Genomic DNA, 17,273 nt, shown 5'->3' with positions numbered 1-17,273 from the left:
TCATCAGCGAATCTGGCCTTTTAACCTTTAGATGAGTTTACGCAGATGCTAAAACTTGCTCGTCGCGTTTTTTCAAGAACGCATAGCTAAATCCGGTAACGGCGGTACCTGCGGCAATCGCAACCAAGTACATCAATACAGGAGAGATGGCATTAGGAATAAGCAGAACAAACAATCCACCGTGTGGTGCTAACAGCTCGGCACCGAACAGCATAGAAAGCGCACCCGTTAAAGCGCCGCCAGCCATACAAGAAGGTATCACGCGCATTGGATCTTTGGCCGCAAATGGAATTGCGCCTTCAGAGATAAAGCACAAGCCTAATACAAATGATGCTTTGCCTGCTTCACGCGCACTGGCTTCAAATTTGCTTTTCGCTAAAAAGGTTGCCAGTCCCATACCGAGTGCAGGTACCATACCTGCCGCCATGATAGCTGCCATAGGCGCATATTGTTGTGAAGCGAGTAGGCCAACACCAAAGGCATAGGCTGCTTTGTTTACTGGACCGCCTAGGTCAAAGCACATCATTGCGCCTAGCAGAATACCTAGCATAACGGCGTTACCTGCCCCCATGGTATTTAGGAAGTTCTCAAGACCGCTCATCGTTGCGGCTACTGGGCTGCCCACCACATAGATCATGACCAGGCCAGTGAAAAGAGTCGCAACAAATGGAATGATCAGGATTGGCTTGAGTGCCTCCATTGATTGCGGCAAAGACAGTTTATCAGCAATAAACTTGGCACTGTAACCTGCGATAAAACCTGCCGCGATCCCCCCAAGGAAACCAGCACCAAGTGTGCTGGCTAGCATGCCGCCCACAAGGCCCGGAGCCAATCCAGGGCGATCGGCAATTGAGAAAGCGATATAGCCTGCAAGAACAGGGATCATCAGAGCAAAGGCGGAGCCGCCACCAATACTCATCAAGGCCGCCGCTAATGTCCCCTCTTGCTTAAATGCCTCGATACCAAATACGAAACTCAGCGCAATGATAAGACCACCTGCTACCACCACGGGTAACATGTGTGACACGCCAGTCATAAGGTGCTGATACACGCCTTTGCTTTCTGTAGAGACCTCGGCAGAAGCGCCTCCTGTAGCTTGATAAGGCGTTGCCTCCAAAAAGGCTTTGTCCATTTCTTGCTTGGTTTTCTTAAGGGCGGGCCCTGTCTTGGTGCGGTAAAGCAGTTTACCGTTAAAGCGATCCAGTGGCACATCAATGTCTGCCGCTATGATCACAAGATCCGCTTGTTCAATGTCTTGCTCTGTGAGCTGGTTTTTAGCACCAACAGAACCTCGGGTTTCAACCTTGATTTGGTGGCCCTGACGAACAGCTTCGTCTTCGAGGGCTTCAGCAGCCATAAAGGTATGTGCGACACCCGTAGGGCAGGCGGTGATCGCGACTATCTTCTTGCTATCAGAAGACTCGATACTGCCAGTGGATACAGCGTCACTGGTTAGTGTTACGGCATGTTGTTGAGCGTGTTCGATAAACGCACTCGCATTTTTAACCGCATCTTTGATATTGCCTTGAAAGACATTTTTGTTCACAAGGCGTGATGTATCGATCGCTGTGTCTGAAGCGATGATGACAATTTCAGCGTCATCTATATCTTGCTTGCTAAGGACATAGCCTTCAATGACCTTAGATTGGCATTCGATTTTTGCATCAAGGTGTAGCGCTTTAGCGGCTTTGTCTAAAAGGCCTGCAGCAATGATGCTGTTCGCGACACCACTTGGGCAGGCTGTGATAATTGCAATGTTCATAGGGCAGTCCTTTATTTTGATATTATTGTTTGTTGTACATTGACCTGACTAATGGTCTGTTCAAGCCGTGTTTGGCTTGGGATACCGACTCCGATTTGCGATACCGCTAAGGCTGATAAGGCGGTAGCAAAGCGCAGTAGCGTTTCTTTTTCCAAGCCTTGCATATGCCCCCAACATAGACCCGCGACTAAGGTGTCACCGGCACCAACGGTGCTCACAACTTCCATTTTTGGTGGCTTTGAGAATAACCATTGACCTTGGTTAAGCCACATCACACCTTGTGCTCCCATACTCACAACAATGTTTTCGATGCCTTTATTAGCCAGTTCAAGGGCCGCTTGTTGGCACTCGTTTGCGTTATTCAGTGATCTTCCAACAAAGTCAGCTAACTCTTCATCGTTCGGCTTGATCAGCCAAGGCTGTGCCTCGAGGCCTGCAGACAAAGCTGCGCGACTGCTGTCGAACAGCACCTTCTTGTCCATTGAATGGAGTCTTTTGACCCAAGATGCGCACAGTTCAGGGCTGACACCTTGAGGAAGGCTGCCCGCTATCACAAAATAATCGTGGTCTTTAGCAAGCTCAAAGAGAGTCTCTTCAAAGCGGTCAATATCGCCTTGAGTGACTTGTACGCCAGGAAAGTTAATATCACTGACCTTGCCACTATCCTCAACAAGCTTCACGTTGATGCGGGTTGCCCCTTCTACTTGAACGAAGGCATCACGCGCGTTGATATCATTAAAAAGCTGGATGAACAGCTCAGGATTATCCTTTCCTAGAAAACCTGTGACCGTGACCTCTGCGCCCAGCTCACTAAGTACCTTGGCGACGTTTACGCCTTTACCTGCAGCATGCAATGTGCCTGACTTAACCAAGCTTACAGAGCCTTGATTTAGCGACTCCAAGCTACCTGTGAGATCTAATGCCGGGTTAAGGGTTACGGTTACTACTTTCGTTGTTGTCATAGTTAATTCCTCATCCCTCGCCAAGGCCAGATTCAATGGCTTTGCCGATGCTATCAAGCGCTTCTTTTGCGTCTTTGCCTTCGGCAGCAAATTGAAGTTGATGACCATGTTTCACGCCCATGGCAATGACCTTCATTAGGCTTTTCGCGTTAACGGGCTTTGCCTCACCATCTAGGTTACAAACAGTGATCTTAGATTCAAACTTTTTGGCTTCAGCGACTAACATTGCGCCTGGTCTAGCATGCAAACCATGAGCATTTTTGATGGTGAATACAGCGCAATTATCTGAAGGCTTGGTGTCTGAAGAAACAGGCGATTCTTCACCTGTAAATAAAGTCATCAGGCTTTCTGCGGACGCTTGTAAAAGTTCATTTTGTCGACCTGATGAGACAGCGTCCACAAGGATGTTGAGCATGGACTGATGCACATTGCTGTTGGCAGAAAAGGCAACCAGTCCTTTAACGACTTCTCCCTCAAACTCACATTGGTTTGATGTGGTAACAAACGACATAGCTGTACGCTTAACGCCTTTGTCACTTGCTACTAGCCATAAACCTTGACCTAGGGGAGTAGGGGATTTGGTCACTAGATCAGCAACAAATTCGTTTTCAACACATCCAGTGTTTTTAAGTAGACCACCTGCAACTGCAGCCATTTGCAACATGTCGCTCGCAGGGAAGTTCAACTGAATTAGCGAGGCATCAAAGTCTGCTTTTAGCTGAACTTCGCCATTAAGCAAGGCAATGATCTGCTGAGCATTTTCAGCCTGCTTAAGCTTATTTTCAACGCTGTCAGCGGAGAGAACCTTAGTGAGTTGCTTTAGGATACCAAGGTGCTCATCAGATTTAGCAGCAATACCAATGGCTAGGTAAACCGTATTGCCGTCGCCCCAATCAACCCCCTCGGGGAAATGATGCACAGAGACACCGGTATTGTGAACCAGTGAACGAGTGTCTACAGTGCCATGAGGAATGGCGATGCCATTGCCTAAAAATGTAGAGTTCTGTGACTCACGGTTAAGCATTCCTTCCAGATAGCCCGAGTCGACAAGGTTTTTATTGGTTAGGCTTTTTGCGATTTCTTGAATAGCCGCTGTTTTATCCGCTGCACTTTGCTGCAACCTAATATCATTTTCATTTATTGTGAGCATATCCGCCTCAGTTCTATGTAAAATCGCACTCTCAAGTCGTGCTTTATATTGATGCTAAATCGGTTCAGCAAATCAGCAAATAAAAATTTCAATCGATTGTGCAACCGATGAAATCCTTGGTTCAACTCTATATATCTATACTAATGCTTCAAAATAGTGGTAGTCATCAGCAATTTTAATCATGCTTAACCGTTTCAGCTTTTATAGTTAACCGATTCAGCTTATAGTTCAATAAAAAGAAAGCATTGATCTGGATAACTATGATCAAGTGCACAAATCATTAGGATCATGAATGACTTTAGAAGAGATAGCTAAACTGGCTGGTGTATCAAAAACGACTGCAAGCTATGTGATCAATGGTAAGGCCAAAAAGTATCGCATCAGCGAGAAAACACAGCAGAAAGTAATGGCTGTGGTTGATGAGCACAACTTCCGTCCAGATCATGCTGCTTCTTCCTTGAGAGCTGGTAGCAGCCGCTCTTTTGGCTTGATCATTCCTGATCTAGAGAACGCAAGTTATGCACGGCTTGCAAAACTATTAGAGCAAAACTCGCGACAAGCGGGTTACCAGATCCTCATTGGTTGCTCTGATGATGACCCTAAAACTGAACAGGCCTTGGCAGAAGCGCTTGTGAGTCGCAGGATTGATGCTTTGTTTGTGGCAACATCCATGCCTGATGCCAATGAGTATTATCAATTACTACTGCAAAAAGGTACGCCAGTGATTGCGCTCGATCGCCCGTTAGATGATGAGGTGTTCAGTTGTGTGGTGAGTGAAGACTTTGAGGCAGCCTTGAAACTGACAACGTCTATCCTAAGCAGTGAAGTGAAGAGTGTTGGCTTAATAGGCGCTTTGCCTAACTTGCCAGTATCTAGAGATCGTCAACTGGGTTTAGAAGCTGCGATTAAGAATAAAGGTATCGATTTGAGGTTGGCCTATGGCGAGCATTTTTCGGCAGATGAAGGACGACGTCTTGTGCAAGAGTGGGTCACTCTCGATTGCCTTCCTGATGCGATTGTGTGCACGTCATATACTTTGCTTGAGGGCGTATTAGATGTTGTGTTGCCAGATGCAGAGCTTGTTCAGCGTATACAAATAGCAACCTTTGGTGATAACCGCTTGTTAGATTTTATTCCATTAAAAGTGAACACCATGGCACAGCGCTTCGAAGAGATCGCAGATAGTGCGTTAGCACTGGCATTGAATGCTAGTGCTAAACGCTATGAACCGGGAGTGGAATTTATTGAGAGGGCATTGAAGGTTCGTAATAAACGTTCCTAAAAACAGTGATCAATACTCAGCTGGGAATGCCTTATCGCGCAAGGTATCTAAGATCAGTTGTTTGAGCCATTGATGCGCTGCACTGTTTAATGTGCGCTTATGCTCCACCAAGTACACCTTGATATCCATTTTGGGATCTCCTTTGATCTCAAATACAGGATCGAGTCGTTGCTTGAAGTCATCAACACTTCGCAAAGTATGCGTAGAAATAAGCAGTTTGTCTGAGCCTTGCATCGCATCTATCAGTGTATTGAGTTGGCCACTTTTAAACACAATATCCCGCTTCAATCCTTTGTTTTCTAAGTAAGAATCAATAGGGTTGTGAGATCCTGACACTGACCTCAAGTCTAGGATGAGATCGACAAACTGATATTTGAGACAATCTTGTAGTGTAGTGTCACTTTTATTCGACAAAGGGTGACCTGAAATGCCATAGAATACGGCATGGGTACTACCTATTAACTCACAGGGAAACTCTTGGCTATTACCTGGCTGTTCAATATGTATAGAGAAGTCTACAGCGCGGTCTTTGAGTAAGGTTGTTGGATCGAGTGCTGCGGGATACTCAAGTAGACTGGCGTTGGGTGCAATACGCATGAGCTCTTTGATCAGTGGTACAGACAACTGACGACTCATCAAAGGGGGGAGTGAAATACGGAAGGTTTGGTCACAGCTTTGCGGTGAAAATTGAGTGCTATCAATCAGCTTGTTTACCGATAGCAATATTTCGCTTAGCGGCTCTTGAAGGGTAAGTGCTTTCTCTGTGGGTTGCAGCCCCGCCGATTCTCTATAAAAAAGAGGATCATCAAACACATCTCTAAGCCTTTTTAAGGTACGACTCATAGCCGGTTGCGACAGATAAAGCACTTCTGCTGCTCTGGAAACATTCTTTTCTTTCAATAAAACGCTTAATGAGACCAGTAGGTTCAAGTCCAGTCGAGACAACTGCTGTTCAAGAGATTTCATGTTATACACTCAAGTTATATTAGTTTAAGAGTAAAAACTTTTAGACGAATATTACTATAGATGGAATTCTCACAAAAAGCAGTCTTGGTACGAAATTTTGTAGCTAAAACTGTAAATTAATCATTAAGTTAGTTTTTCTTCTAACATGGCACGAATTAAGCGCTCTTTGCTTTCGCAGGGTAGGCGGCTGAAAAGTCTTTCTAGAGAATAGATAGGTAGAGTGAGCAGGGTTTGTATATCTTGAGGGTTAGGAGCTTTGATGAAGTACAAATTTGTTACCTTCTGTTAGTCGTTGCTCCATCCGTGGGGTTGTTTTAGTCCGTCGATTTAAAGTTATGAGAGTGGCTATCAAGCCACTCTTTCGAAGTATGATTAAAAGGTGTAGCCGAGTCCTACGAAGTGGACTTGTCCAATAAACTGACCATTGAGCATTTTGATATTGTCAGGGTTATTGTTTTGCGCGATATCCATTTCGCCGAAATCTGCATACTGATAATAGATATCCAGCGTGTTCTCATCCCAAGTTTTAGATAAACCAATAGAGTACCTGTGCTGCTCACCAACAGGTAGGTCAGGAGATTGTGTCGATGCGTCGTCTAATGGTGATGTTTCGTATGAGTAGCCCGCCTTTACTTTCCAGTTATTACGAAGCTTGTATTCACCACCGAAACCAAAGTGCCATACATCTTCAAATCCTCGTGGAATTTCATACGCAGTACCTTGGCCACCATAGTTCAAATCAACAATGGTATCTTGCCACTTACTCCAATCATGCCATTGAATAGAGGTCATGAGTGTCACGTTACTGTTAATTTTGTAACTGGCGCTAATGTCAACCGTTGCTGGGGTGATTAAAGGCGCACCATAGGTTCCATTCAATACTCTGTCACTGGTGTATAGGTTTGAATCACCGGAAAACTCATGTTCAAGTTGAGAGCGATAGGATATGCCGACCTTTGTTTGTTCAGAAACATCAAACATGAGGCCAAGATTATAGCCGTAAGCGAAGCTATCTGAGGTCTCTAGCTCTATCGCTTTTGTGTTCGCATTGATCAGTGCATAGTCTAGTTGCAAGCCTGCAGCGATAGAAACGTTATCATTGATTCGATAGGCGACTGATGGATTGAACTGATACGTAATGAGAGCTACGTCGGTCAATTGATTCGCACCCGCCCACTCGTAACCATAGTCGAGCGCAGCACCACCGCGACTTGAAAATGCAATGCCGTATGCCCACTGATCGTTAATATGATGGTTACTAAAATAGCTAATAACAGGCATGGTCTTATTCGAGTCAGCACCTTCACGGTTTCCTGAATCGTTATACTCCATATCCAAATTCAACACTGTCGCATTGATAGTGTGACGCTCTTCGTCCATAAAGCTTAGTGTTGCTGGATTGGTCCATATCGCAGCTGCATTACCAGTATAAACGCCATCGCCTGCACCACCGGTGCCCATATTAGCGTAGCTTGCTTCAGCGAGAAAAATACCACTGGCACTGGCGGTAGAAGACGCAACAGCAAGACCTATTGCGATAGAAATATGATTGCAGCGAAAACGAGCAAACGACATAACACCAACCCTGAAATGAGAAACTTCTAATAGGATATAGGGGCAGTGTTATGTTGAGTAATGACAAAAATTTATTTCAGATATTACTCAAGTGGATTTTGATTCGTTAATTGAGTCTTGGATTAGGGTAATAAATTGGTGGTATCGACTAGGTAGCGGTCGATCTTTCTTTGATATTAGGTACAGCTCATCTTCGACATTTGTATTTGGCTCGTGGATATAGAGTTCTGGGTAAAAGGGAGAAGAAAGAACAGCACTCAAGGGTAAAACGGTGAAACCTATGCCTTGTGCCACGGGGTACAAGATCTGACTCAGCTGATTGATGTAAGTAATGCGCTTCAGCTCGCGAATAGAAATGTCAGCTAGTTCTTTGTTCCCACATTCTTCTAAATACTTGGCGAGATACTGCTGCCCATCTGGGTGATCAACCAATCCAAGTTGTTGTAAAACCTCGCTATTGAGGCTGGATTTGGAATGTTTCTTTGGTAATACCAAGCAAAGTGACTCTGTACCTATTCTAGTGACCTCAAACTCCGCTTGATTGGGAACTTGGGTGACCAGACCGAATAGTGAGTGTCCCTGTTGCACGTATTCACAAATGCGTTTGTTAGGTGCCGCCTCAAATTTTACCTTTAGGTTTTGATGCTCGGCCTGCAGTGCAATAAATTTGGGAAATAACCATTGTGCCAGTGCGCCAGAGCACGCAAGTTTGATACTACCGCTATACGGGTCATCAGTTTGTAGGGTATTGAGCAGGTTCTGCTGCTGCTCCATGAGATCGCAGGCGTATTTGTAAACGATATGGCCTTGCTCTGTAAGCTCAAAGCTTTTGCCTTTCTTGATCAGTAGAGGAGTACCGCAGGCTTGTTCTAGTTTTTGTATATGTTGAGTAACCCCAGGTTGAGTCATGAAGAGTGCTTCCGCAGTGCGGGTGAAATGGTTGACTTCGACTAAGGTTTTGAAGGTTTTAAGCCAGGTAGGGTTCAACATATTGTTATAAATATTCTTTATTGAGTTATTTATAAATCATAATTTTACATGCAGTTAATGCAAGATAAACTTAGTGCTAGACAGGTAATTTAAAAGGAAATTTGAATGAAAGCGCTCACATACAATGCTAGCCGTGATCAATTCATCCTCAAGCTACTCTCTATGCCTCAGATAGAGACGGGTTGGGATGTGGTGGTAAAGGTCGATGCGGTTGCTCTTAATCCTGTGGATGCCAAGGTGCATTTATGGAAAGGTATGGTTGAAAACATGAACGACGATTTTGTAGGTGGTCTCGATGTAGCCGGAGAGATAGTCGAGGTCGGAGATAAAGTCATTGAATGGAGCGTAGGCGACAGAGTGCTGTACCACGGTAATATGCGCCGAACTCAAGGCGGGTTTGCCGAATATGCCGTGCAAGACTCTCGCACTTTAATTGAGCATCCTGATACGGATTCTGCAGTCGCTGCAGCAACCCCTTGTGCAGGCTGGACAGCATGGTGCGCGTTGGTAGATAAGCTGGATATTGCCAAACGAGACTCTATTTTCATCGCAGGTGGTTCAGGCGGAGTGGGCAGCTTTGCGATCCAACTAGCGAAACATTATAAAGTGCCGACGATTATTACTACCTGCTCAGCTAAGAATCATGCGTTTGTTGAAGAGCTGGGTGCCACGCATTGCATTGACTACCTTGAATCGGATGTTGTCGCGAAGGTTGATGAAATTATGCAAGGCAAAGGCGTCGAAGTCGCCCTTGATTGTGTGGGAGGAGACAACGATATCTTGTGCAGTAAGGTATTAGGCTATCAAGGTCAAATGGTAGAACTAGTGCAGGTTGTTCGCCCCGAAGCGTACGAGAATGCTTTTCTGAGAGGGTTAAGTTTTCATCAACTAAGCCTAGGGTCTGGACATGTCAATCATCGCCGAGGTCGTAACGCCATTGTCAGCGCAGGAAATGCGTTTAACCTGCTTTTAGAGCAAGGTGAAATTACCATACCTCAACTACAAATCATCTCTTTAGATGAAGCGGGCGATGCACTAACAAAAATTAGAGAGCAGAGAACGGTAGGGAAGGTTGTAGTCACGTTTTAAGTGACCGAAGATGCCCAACTGGTACGCCAGCTCGGAAAACACTTCGGGCATGACAAAAGTTCGTCACCTCCGAGCACTTTTATCGGAGGTCTAGGCACTTTTATTGCGAGTTACTTGGTACAGCAGATGCCCGATAAGAGACTTCGGGCATGACAAAGCTCGTTAAAACACTTAGGGCATGACAAAAGTCCGTCACCTCCGAGTGCTGTTATCGGAGGTCTAGGTACTTTCTTTGCGAGTTACTTGGCATAGCAGATGCCCGACTGGTACGCCAGCTCGGAAAACACTCGGGCATGACAAAAGCTCGTCACCTCCGAATGCTTTTATCGGAGGTCTAGGTACTTCCTTTACGAGTTACTTGGTATAGCAGATGCCCGACTGGCACGCCAGCTCGGAAAACACTTCGGGCATGACAAAAACTCGTCACCTCCGAGTGCTTCTATCGGAGGTCTAGGTACTTTTATTGGGAGTTACTCGGTATAGCAGATGCCCGACTGGTGCGCCAGATCGGAAAACACTCGGGCATGACAAAAGCTCGTCACCTCCGAGCGCTGTTATCGGAGGTCTAGGTACTTCCTTTACGAGTTACTTGGTGTAGTAGATGCCCGACTGGTAAGCCCGCTCGGAAAACACTTCGGGCATGACAAAAGTTCGTTGCACTCCGAGTGCTTCTATTGGAGGCCTAGGTACTTTGATTGCGAGTTACTTGGCATAGCAGATGCCCGACTGGTGCGCCAGCCCGGAAAACACTTCGGGCATGACGGTGCGGTAGTGCGGTGATGTGCAACTATCCAGAATCTTAGATGGTGACCAACTCGCTGATAACATCCCTTGCCTTTTATCATCTTCACACTCACAACTCACTAAGATCCTCGATTAAAGACTTCGAGGATGACGGTACGTTTTGGCTGTGCGGGTGATGATAACTACTTTATGGTCGTATTAAAGACCGCATTCCCGCTGGCTTTTAGCGGGAATCTCTTTCATAAAACGAGCCGTATCATTAATGATTTCAAGATCCAACAAACTAATTAGGAATTGTGGGGGTTTAGACGTCTAGACGTTGACAATAAAACTGTATGCCACTAGTCTACGCGCTCTTTTGTTTTTGTGATCTTTGTAACATGTCTGACGCTACTCCTTCTAACTCTGTATCGCCTTCTTTTAAGGCGCTATTACCTCTGTTTTTATTCCTCGCGCTTTTCATTGGCACGGGTGTCTACATGACACTTCAAGAAGTGGAGATGGCGTTTTATCAATTGCCTGCGCCGGTAGCGGCATTACCTGCTGTTGTGTTGGGTATTGTGTTAAGCAAAGACAAGCTGAATACCGCGATTGAACAGTTTCTGCGAGGTGTTGGGCATACTGACATTATTGCTATGTGTGTTATCTACTTGCTAGCCGGTGCTTTTGCCGCTGTAGCGAGTGCTACCGGCGGTGTGGAAGCGACGGTAAACCTGGGATTGGCAATGATCCCAACAGCGCTTATCTTGCCAGGCATATTCATTATCTCAGCATTCATTGCTACCTCGATGGGGACCTCCATGGGTACTATTGCTGCTGTTGCGCCTGTGGCTCTTGGTATTGCCAATGCTGCTGATATGGATGTGGCACTGACTGCGGGTGTCGTATTGAGCGGAGCTATGTTTGGTGACAACCTATCGATTATTTCTGATACCACCATTGCGGCCACTCGCTCGCAAGGCTGTCAGATGCGCGATAAGTTCAAAGAAAACATCCGTATTGCTTTGCCTGCGGCGCTGTTCGCACTGGTGCTGTTTGGAATTAATAGTAAGGCATCACAAGTACCGAGTGTTGAAGCGGTAGATTGGATTAAGGTGATACCTTATCTGACCATTTTAGTATTGGCGGTATCAGGTGTGAATGTGTTTGTGGTACTGAGTTTAGGTATAGTGCTAGCAGGAGCCATTGGATTTGTATCTGCGACTGACTATACCATGAGCGGCTTTGCAAGTGATATCTACACAGGCTTTGGTAATATGCAGGAGATATTCCTATTGTCGATGTTGATTGGCGGTATCAGTGCGTTAATGAAGCAGCAAGGCGGCTTGGCGTACATTACCGACCGAGTGAGTCGAATGATCCGTGGTCACAAGAACAGTCAACGCGGAGCGGAGATAGGAATTGCTTCGGTGGTGAGTTTAACCAACCTTTGTACTGCTAATAACACGGTATCCATTATTGTTGCTGGTGGTGTGGCCAAAGAATTAGCACAAGAGAACCAGGTACCCGCGAAACGAAGCGCAAGTCTGTTAGATATCTACTCTTGCGTTATTCAAGGCGTATTACCGTACGGCGCTCAGATTTTATTATTAGGCTCTATCTTTGGCCTATCGCCACTGGCGGTGGTAGCTAATTCATATTATTGTTTCTTCTTGGCGATTGCAGCAGCATTGACCATTATCATAGGTAAGCGTTAATCTAGAAATAGACAATAAAGCCGTCAACAGACCTCAAGTAATTCAGCACAATAAGAGTCATGTAAATAAAGTGGCTCTTATCGTACTCGAGCAGTGGAGAAAGGAATGCCTCAATTAACAACTCTAGAAAAAACGCTGATAGTAAGTAGTACATTTGTCCTTATTGGTACGTTTTTCACAGAGGATATGATTGGTTTCTTCGACTTTATGATTGATGTATTGTCTTTCTAAAACATTCCAATCAAAACCATTAGAATCTGAAAAGTCTGTTCACGAATAAGCGTCCATTTATGGACGTTTTTTATTAGGATTGTGACGCTCTAACCCCTTTCAATTCTAGCGAGTAAAACAAACGTGGCACGCTTCACAACATCATATTTTCTTTCATAAAAACAACATCTTCGATGATATAAACGCGATAGACTGCGGTCACTCTCTGATTTCAAATACAGTTACTGAGGACCTTGAATGTCAACGATTATCCTAGATGGAGACTGGTCTCTTTCATCTCCCCAACGGCCGGAAATTTCAGTTCCAATCACAATACCAGGTGATAATTATCATGCCCTGATGAATGCTGAGATTATCGATAATCCTTACCATGGGATAAATGAAAAAGACGTGCAGTGGGTGGCTGAGTGTGAGTGGGTCATTGAGCGGACTTTTGACGTTTCAGCACAGCAACTAGCATGCCAGTCTTTAGATCTACTCGTAAGTCGAGTCGATACCTTAGCGACATTTGTGGTCAATGGTGAAACCGTCTTTACTACTAGCAACATGTTTCGAATTCATCGAATTGACCTGAAGCCGTTTCTAATGGAAGGCGAAAATCGAATACAGGTCTATTTTTCTAGGGTGGATACAGAAGCGAAACGCAGAGCGGAACAGCTGCCTTTTCCTATTCCTTCCTCTATGGGCGCAAATAATCAGCTGCCCCACATGAATCTTATCCGAAAGACGCAGTGCCATTCTGGCTGGGATTGGGGTATCTGTTTAGTGGTATCAGGCATTTATGACTCCATACAGATTCAACTGATTAACACACTTCGTTTAGAGCAGGTTCAGACAGATCAAAACTGGTTAGCTGATGGCAGCGTTGAAGTCTTGATAACCGTTGCTCATCAGACGGTAGCGGGAGTACCTATTGAGATTAGTTTTGGCTCTCAAAGCACGACCATAATATCTTCGGCAGAAGGCAAAACGACTGCGCGATTTTATGAAGCGTCGCCCAAGCTGTGGTGGCCTGTAGGTTATGGTGATCAGCCTCTATATCAACTTCGCGTGAGCGTTGATGAACAGGAGATTAATAAACGGGTTGGACTGCGTCGCTTAGAACTTAATAACGAATCCGATAGCATTGGTTCGGCGATGGAGTTTAGGGTTAACGGCTTTCCTATTATGGCCAAAGGGGCAAACTGGATCCCTGTGGATGCGATGCCGTCCAAGCAGACTGCAGAGCGTTATGAAATGCTTCTGCAGAGTGCTGTTGATGCCAATATGAATATGATTCGAGTTTGGGGTGGTGGCCAGTATGAATCTGATTATTTCTATGACTTGTGCGATGAGCTAGGTCTTTTAGTGTGGCAAGATATGATGTTTGCCTGTTCTTTGTACCCGTCAACGCCAGAGTTTATCGCTGACGTAGAGCCTGAAATACGCGATCAGATCCAAAGGCTTCGAGACCATACCTGCATTGCTATTTGGTGCGGAGATAATGAGGTAATCGGCGCGTTAAACTGGTACGAAGAATCACGAAACAATCGCGATAAGTACGCGGTTAACTATGACCGCTTCAACCGTAAGTTACATGAGATCATTGCAATAGAAGATCCATCTCGCTGTTTTTGGCCAAGTTCGCCCTGCAATGGAGGGCTTGACTTTGGTGATGCATGGCACGAAGACAATCGAGGGGATATGCATTTTTGGGATGTGTGGCACTCAGGTGGCTCTTTTGATGCCTATCTTGCCATCAAGCCTCGCTTCTGCTCTGAATTTGGATTCCAGTCGTGGCCGTCGTTTGCTGAGGTCAAAACTTTTGTGCCTGAGAGCGATTGGAATGTTACTTCACCGACATTTGAAAGCCATCAGAAAAATGACAGTGGTAATAGCATTATCACAGAGATGTTTACACGTTATTTTCGCTTCCCTCAGGGGTTTGAGCAGATGTTGTATCTTAGTCAAGTGCAGCAGGCGATTGCTATCAAGACGGGGTGTGAGTATTGGCGCGCTCAAAGCCCAGTTTGTCGTGGGATGTTGTACTGGCAATTGAATGATAATTGGCCAGTAAGTTCTTGGTCTAGTATTGAATACTCAGGGCGCTGGAAGCAACTGCACTATCACGCCAAGCGCTTTTATTCTCCGGTATATTGCCCATTTGTGGAGACCGAAGACGCAATTACAATGCATTTAAGTAACAACAGTCGCGAGAATAAACAAGTCACAGGACGTGTTGTTCGAGTTGACTGGCATGGTGAGGTACTTGGCGAATGGTCTCTCGATCTCAACCTTCTGGCCGACCAAAATATTGTTGCGTGGCAACTGCCAAAGGCGGAGTGGAAAAATGACCAACACAACAGCTTTTTCCATGTGAGCATAGAGACAGAGAGTGAAGTAAATCAGAACACTTGGTTTACGTCCCCTAGATTCAAGTCTCTAAATCTGCAGCATGCCAATATACAGGTTGAAGTGGATGGAGATTCTATTTTGCTATCAACAGATATGCCGGCCTTTTTCGTGCATTTAGAGCATGATGGAGCAGGGCGCTTCTCTGACTCTAGCTTTACCCTACTACCTAATGAACACAAGAGGGTACGCTATATCGGAGAAGACCAGGCATTGATGCTGGAAAGCCTGCAAGTGTACGACCTATCGAACAGCTATTAAAGTGTGTAGTCATTGCCTAAGGGATGTTAAGTGGGAATATTGGAGCTGGTTTTATTGTTTATCGCAGGCGTGATTGGCGGCGTGATGAACTCCATCGCGGGAGGGGGGAGCTTTGTCACCTTTCCTGCGCTAATGTTAAGTGGTGTCCCTCCGGTAATGGCTAATGCCAGCAATACCCTCGCATCCACTGCTGGATACCTAAGTGGCGCGTACGCGTTCAAAGAAGACATTGCCAAAGACAGGCAAAACCTACCCAAGATAATACTGTTTAGCGTGTTAGGGGGAGGGCTAGGGGCTTGGTCATTGATGACCGTCGAAGAGAATACGTTTTTAAAGGTAGTTCCGTGGCTTTTGCTGTTTGCGACTGTGCTATTTATTATCGGACCTAGATTCAATCAACTATTGCAGGCTACTGCGAGTCGCTATAAACATGCTTCTCAGATAGGGCAGGTTTTGGTTTGGGCTGGTTTGCTGGTGGTTGCCACTTATGGTGGTTTCTTTAATGCAGGTCTTGGGATCATATCACTCAGCTTTCTGGTCATCGCTGGCTATCGTGACATCAACGTTATGAACGGCGTGAAGCTGCTAATCTCATGCGGTGTGTCGTTAACGGCTATTGTTATTTTTATTGTTCAAGGGGCTATTGATTGGCACGCGACGCTAGTGGTCTTGGTTGGTACTTTGGTTGGAGGTTACTATGCGGCGCATATTTCACGTAGGCTTCCACAGATATGGGTAAAGAATACTGTCATCGCGATCAGCGTTTCCATAACAGTCTATTTCTTCTATAGCACTTATCTATAGGTTGTTTTGATATCACACACGAAAAAGGCTCGGTCATATGACCGAGCCTTTGTGTATTGCTTTACGGTGCCAACAATTAAGCTTCTGCTGTAGAAACCAAGCTGTTATCTGTACCACAATCGTTTGGTACATAATCATCTGCTTTAGGGTCGTTTTCCCATACTTCGCCATCGATTAGGTAGCGAAATTGAAATTGTTCATTTTTAGGGAAGCGAGTTTTAAAGTTGAATGCTTTCTTGGTTTTGTTGTACTTCATCGCAACAGGTTGCCAATCAGTGAAGTCACCGGCAACAGAGATTGATTGCTCTTCTGTCTTTGGCCACTCAAAAGTTACTTCAACTTCGTCTTTGGTTTTGAAAAATCGTTTTTTAAGCACGGCTATATTCCTTATATATGTAATCCAACGCTATTTTAATTTTCAGCGATTAAAATATGAACTGCAAGTAATTTTGTAATTTTATAACTAAATTTTAAGACTCTTATCAATAAGTTGCTCTGTTCTAAAAAAAATGTATGTATTTGTAATAGGGATAGAGACTATTACGTTGATAAATTACAAGCTAAGTCATCACTGAGAAAAATAGTTGATATGTTAAAGCCCTTTAAACATAGGGGTATGTTTCACATCAATTGCCCTGGATCTGCTCAGCTTTATTCGACCAACAAAAAGCCCGCAAACAATGGATAATGTTGGCGGGCTTTTCTCTTTTTTTACTATGACAAATGTAGCGTACTTGTTTACTCGTATTCTGCGTTACATTGATATGTAGCGCGCCATATTAAGTCTCTCGAATGCTGAATGGTATTTAAAAGATCTTTCCCGGTGATCTGGGGGATAGCAAGTAACACTCTTAAGTCCAACTCAGACTCGGTAGCTTGATATGCTCGAACATGGGTGAACGTTGTTCGCTCATTTTTCTTTAACATCGCACTATTTATGCAAATGCCGAATGAGTCTTTATTCATGTCTAAACCTCCCATTGTCAAGACAGCAACAGTGTAACTCCTACTACTTTGGTAGTATATAGTGATTCGTTCAATTTTTGAGCTTGATCAAAAGAAGGATGCGATACATTTCACTTCATATAAGACGTGCCCTGTTACAGAATGGATGGTGGTTTTGTCTATTGTAAAATAAGCAGAATATTACTCTGTAGGGGGTGTGTAAATAGTGAGCTGTTTGTATTGTAAACGTTTACTCTCGTATAAAATAACTTAACTCATTTTGAATGAGTATTTATGCATCAAAGATTTTAGTCGTCACAGTAGAGATACGATGGTTCTTTGGATTTTCTGGTAACAATTGAACGATAGCTTTCGTGGATGGCTGGTTATTAGAGGTAAAACATCCTCAATAATACTCAAGGAG

At 44.7% G+C, this 17,273-nt stretch carries 14 protein-coding genes; 6 read left to right on the top strand and 8 right to left on the bottom strand.

Features of this window, described 5'->3' with window-relative positions; translation table 11 throughout:
* Nucleotides 1-37 precede the first annotated feature (37 nt).
* From fruA to fruB, 3 genes are read right to left on the bottom strand one after another with little or no spacing between them, the layout of a single operon-like run.
* Nucleotides 38-1,762 (bottom strand): PTS fructose transporter subunit IIBC, encoded by a 1,725-nt coding sequence (gene fruA / locus D5I41_RS01170; protein WP_119008105.1) that lies wholly within the window; start codon nucleotides 1,760-1,762, stop codon nucleotides 38-40.
* 11 nt (nucleotides 1,763-1,773) lie between these two features.
* Entirely contained in the window at nucleotides 1,774-2,724 is a 951-nt protein-coding gene (gene pfkB / locus D5I41_RS01165) for a 1-phosphofructokinase (RefSeq protein ID WP_119008104.1), read from the bottom strand.
* 10 nt (nucleotides 2,725-2,734) lie between these two features.
* The gene (gene fruB, locus D5I41_RS01160) at nucleotides 2,735-3,874 is read right to left on the bottom strand and encodes a fused PTS fructose transporter subunit IIA/HPr protein (RefSeq protein WP_119008103.1); all 1,140 of its coding nucleotides are present in this window, start codon (nucleotides 3,872-3,874) and stop codon (nucleotides 2,735-2,737) included.
* A 292-nt stretch (nucleotides 3,875-4,166) separates the two neighbouring features.
* Between fruB and cra the strand changes: the two genes are divergently transcribed.
* Nucleotides 4,167-5,156: a catabolite repressor/activator gene (gene cra, locus D5I41_RS01155; RefSeq protein ID WP_119008102.1), complete on the top strand. Its 990-nt coding sequence runs from the start codon at nucleotides 4,167-4,169 to the stop codon at nucleotides 5,154-5,156.
* Nucleotides 5,157-5,165: 9 nt separating this feature from the next.
* Here cra and D5I41_RS01150 read toward each other — a convergent pair whose 3' ends face one another.
* From D5I41_RS01150 to D5I41_RS01140, 3 genes are all read right to left on the bottom strand, one after another.
* Nucleotides 5,166-6,122, bottom strand: a complete 957-nt coding sequence (locus tag D5I41_RS01150) for a LysR family transcriptional regulator (protein ID WP_119008101.1) — start codon at nucleotides 6,120-6,122, stop codon at nucleotides 5,166-5,168.
* A 372-nt stretch (nucleotides 6,123-6,494) separates the two neighbouring features.
* A complete protein-coding gene (locus tag D5I41_RS01145; protein WP_119008100.1) occupies nucleotides 6,495-7,697 on the bottom strand; it encodes an OmpP1/FadL family transporter in 1,203 nt (400 codons plus the stop codon).
* Nucleotides 7,698-7,784: 87 nt separating this feature from the next.
* Nucleotides 7,785-8,687, bottom strand: a complete 903-nt coding sequence (locus D5I41_RS01140) for a LysR family transcriptional regulator (RefSeq protein WP_119008099.1) — start codon at nucleotides 8,685-8,687, stop codon at nucleotides 7,785-7,787.
* Between the two features lie 105 nt (nucleotides 8,688-8,792).
* Between D5I41_RS01140 and D5I41_RS01135 the strand changes: the two genes are divergently transcribed.
* The 5 genes from D5I41_RS01135 (at nucleotide 8,793) to D5I41_RS01120 (ending at nucleotide 15,904) form a co-directional block, all read left to right on the top strand.
* Nucleotides 8,793-9,776 carry a zinc-binding dehydrogenase gene (locus tag D5I41_RS01135; RefSeq protein ID WP_119008098.1) on the top strand — a complete coding sequence of 328 codons (984 nt, stop codon included), beginning with the start codon at nucleotides 8,793-8,795 and terminating at the stop codon, nucleotides 9,774-9,776.
* Between the two features lie 1,124 nt (nucleotides 9,777-10,900).
* Complete coding sequence (locus tag D5I41_RS01130; protein WP_162892767.1) at nucleotides 10,901-12,217, top strand: Na+/H+ antiporter NhaC family protein; 1,317 nt, start codon at nucleotides 10,901-10,903, stop codon at nucleotides 12,215-12,217.
* A gap of 105 nt (nucleotides 12,218-12,322) precedes the next feature.
* Nucleotides 12,323-12,448: a hypothetical protein gene (locus tag D5I41_RS21480; protein WP_017029604.1), complete on the top strand. Its 126-nt coding sequence runs from the start codon at nucleotides 12,323-12,325 to the stop codon at nucleotides 12,446-12,448.
* Nucleotides 12,449-12,685: 237 nt separating this feature from the next.
* A complete protein-coding gene (locus tag D5I41_RS01125; protein WP_119008097.1) occupies nucleotides 12,686-15,100 on the top strand; it encodes a beta-mannosidase in 2,415 nt (804 codons plus the stop codon).
* A gap of 30 nt (nucleotides 15,101-15,130) precedes the next feature.
* A complete protein-coding gene (locus D5I41_RS01120; protein WP_119008096.1) occupies nucleotides 15,131-15,904 on the top strand; it encodes a sulfite exporter TauE/SafE family protein in 774 nt (257 codons plus the stop codon).
* A gap of 76 nt (nucleotides 15,905-15,980) precedes the next feature.
* Here the strand turns inward: D5I41_RS01120 and D5I41_RS01115 are convergent, their stop codons facing one another.
* Both D5I41_RS01115 and D5I41_RS21340 read right to left on the bottom strand, forming a co-directional pair.
* Nucleotides 15,981-16,280, bottom strand: coding sequence for an isoamylase early set domain-containing protein (locus tag D5I41_RS01115; RefSeq protein ID WP_017032371.1), 300 nt, complete (start codon nucleotides 16,278-16,280; stop codon nucleotides 15,981-15,983).
* 362 nt (nucleotides 16,281-16,642) lie between these two features.
* Complete coding sequence (locus tag D5I41_RS21340; protein ID WP_017032370.1) at nucleotides 16,643-16,870, bottom strand: hypothetical protein; 228 nt, start codon at nucleotides 16,868-16,870, stop codon at nucleotides 16,643-16,645.
* Nucleotides 16,871-17,273: the final 403 nt, after the last annotated feature.

The sequence above is a fragment of the Vibrio superstes genome (assembly GCF_003569005.1).
Classification (GTDB): domain Bacteria; phylum Pseudomonadota; class Gammaproteobacteria; order Enterobacterales; family Vibrionaceae; genus Vibrio; species Vibrio superstes.
The sequence above is the reverse complement of the archived record's forward strand: the minus strand, read 5'-3'. Positions and strand labels throughout refer to the sequence as shown.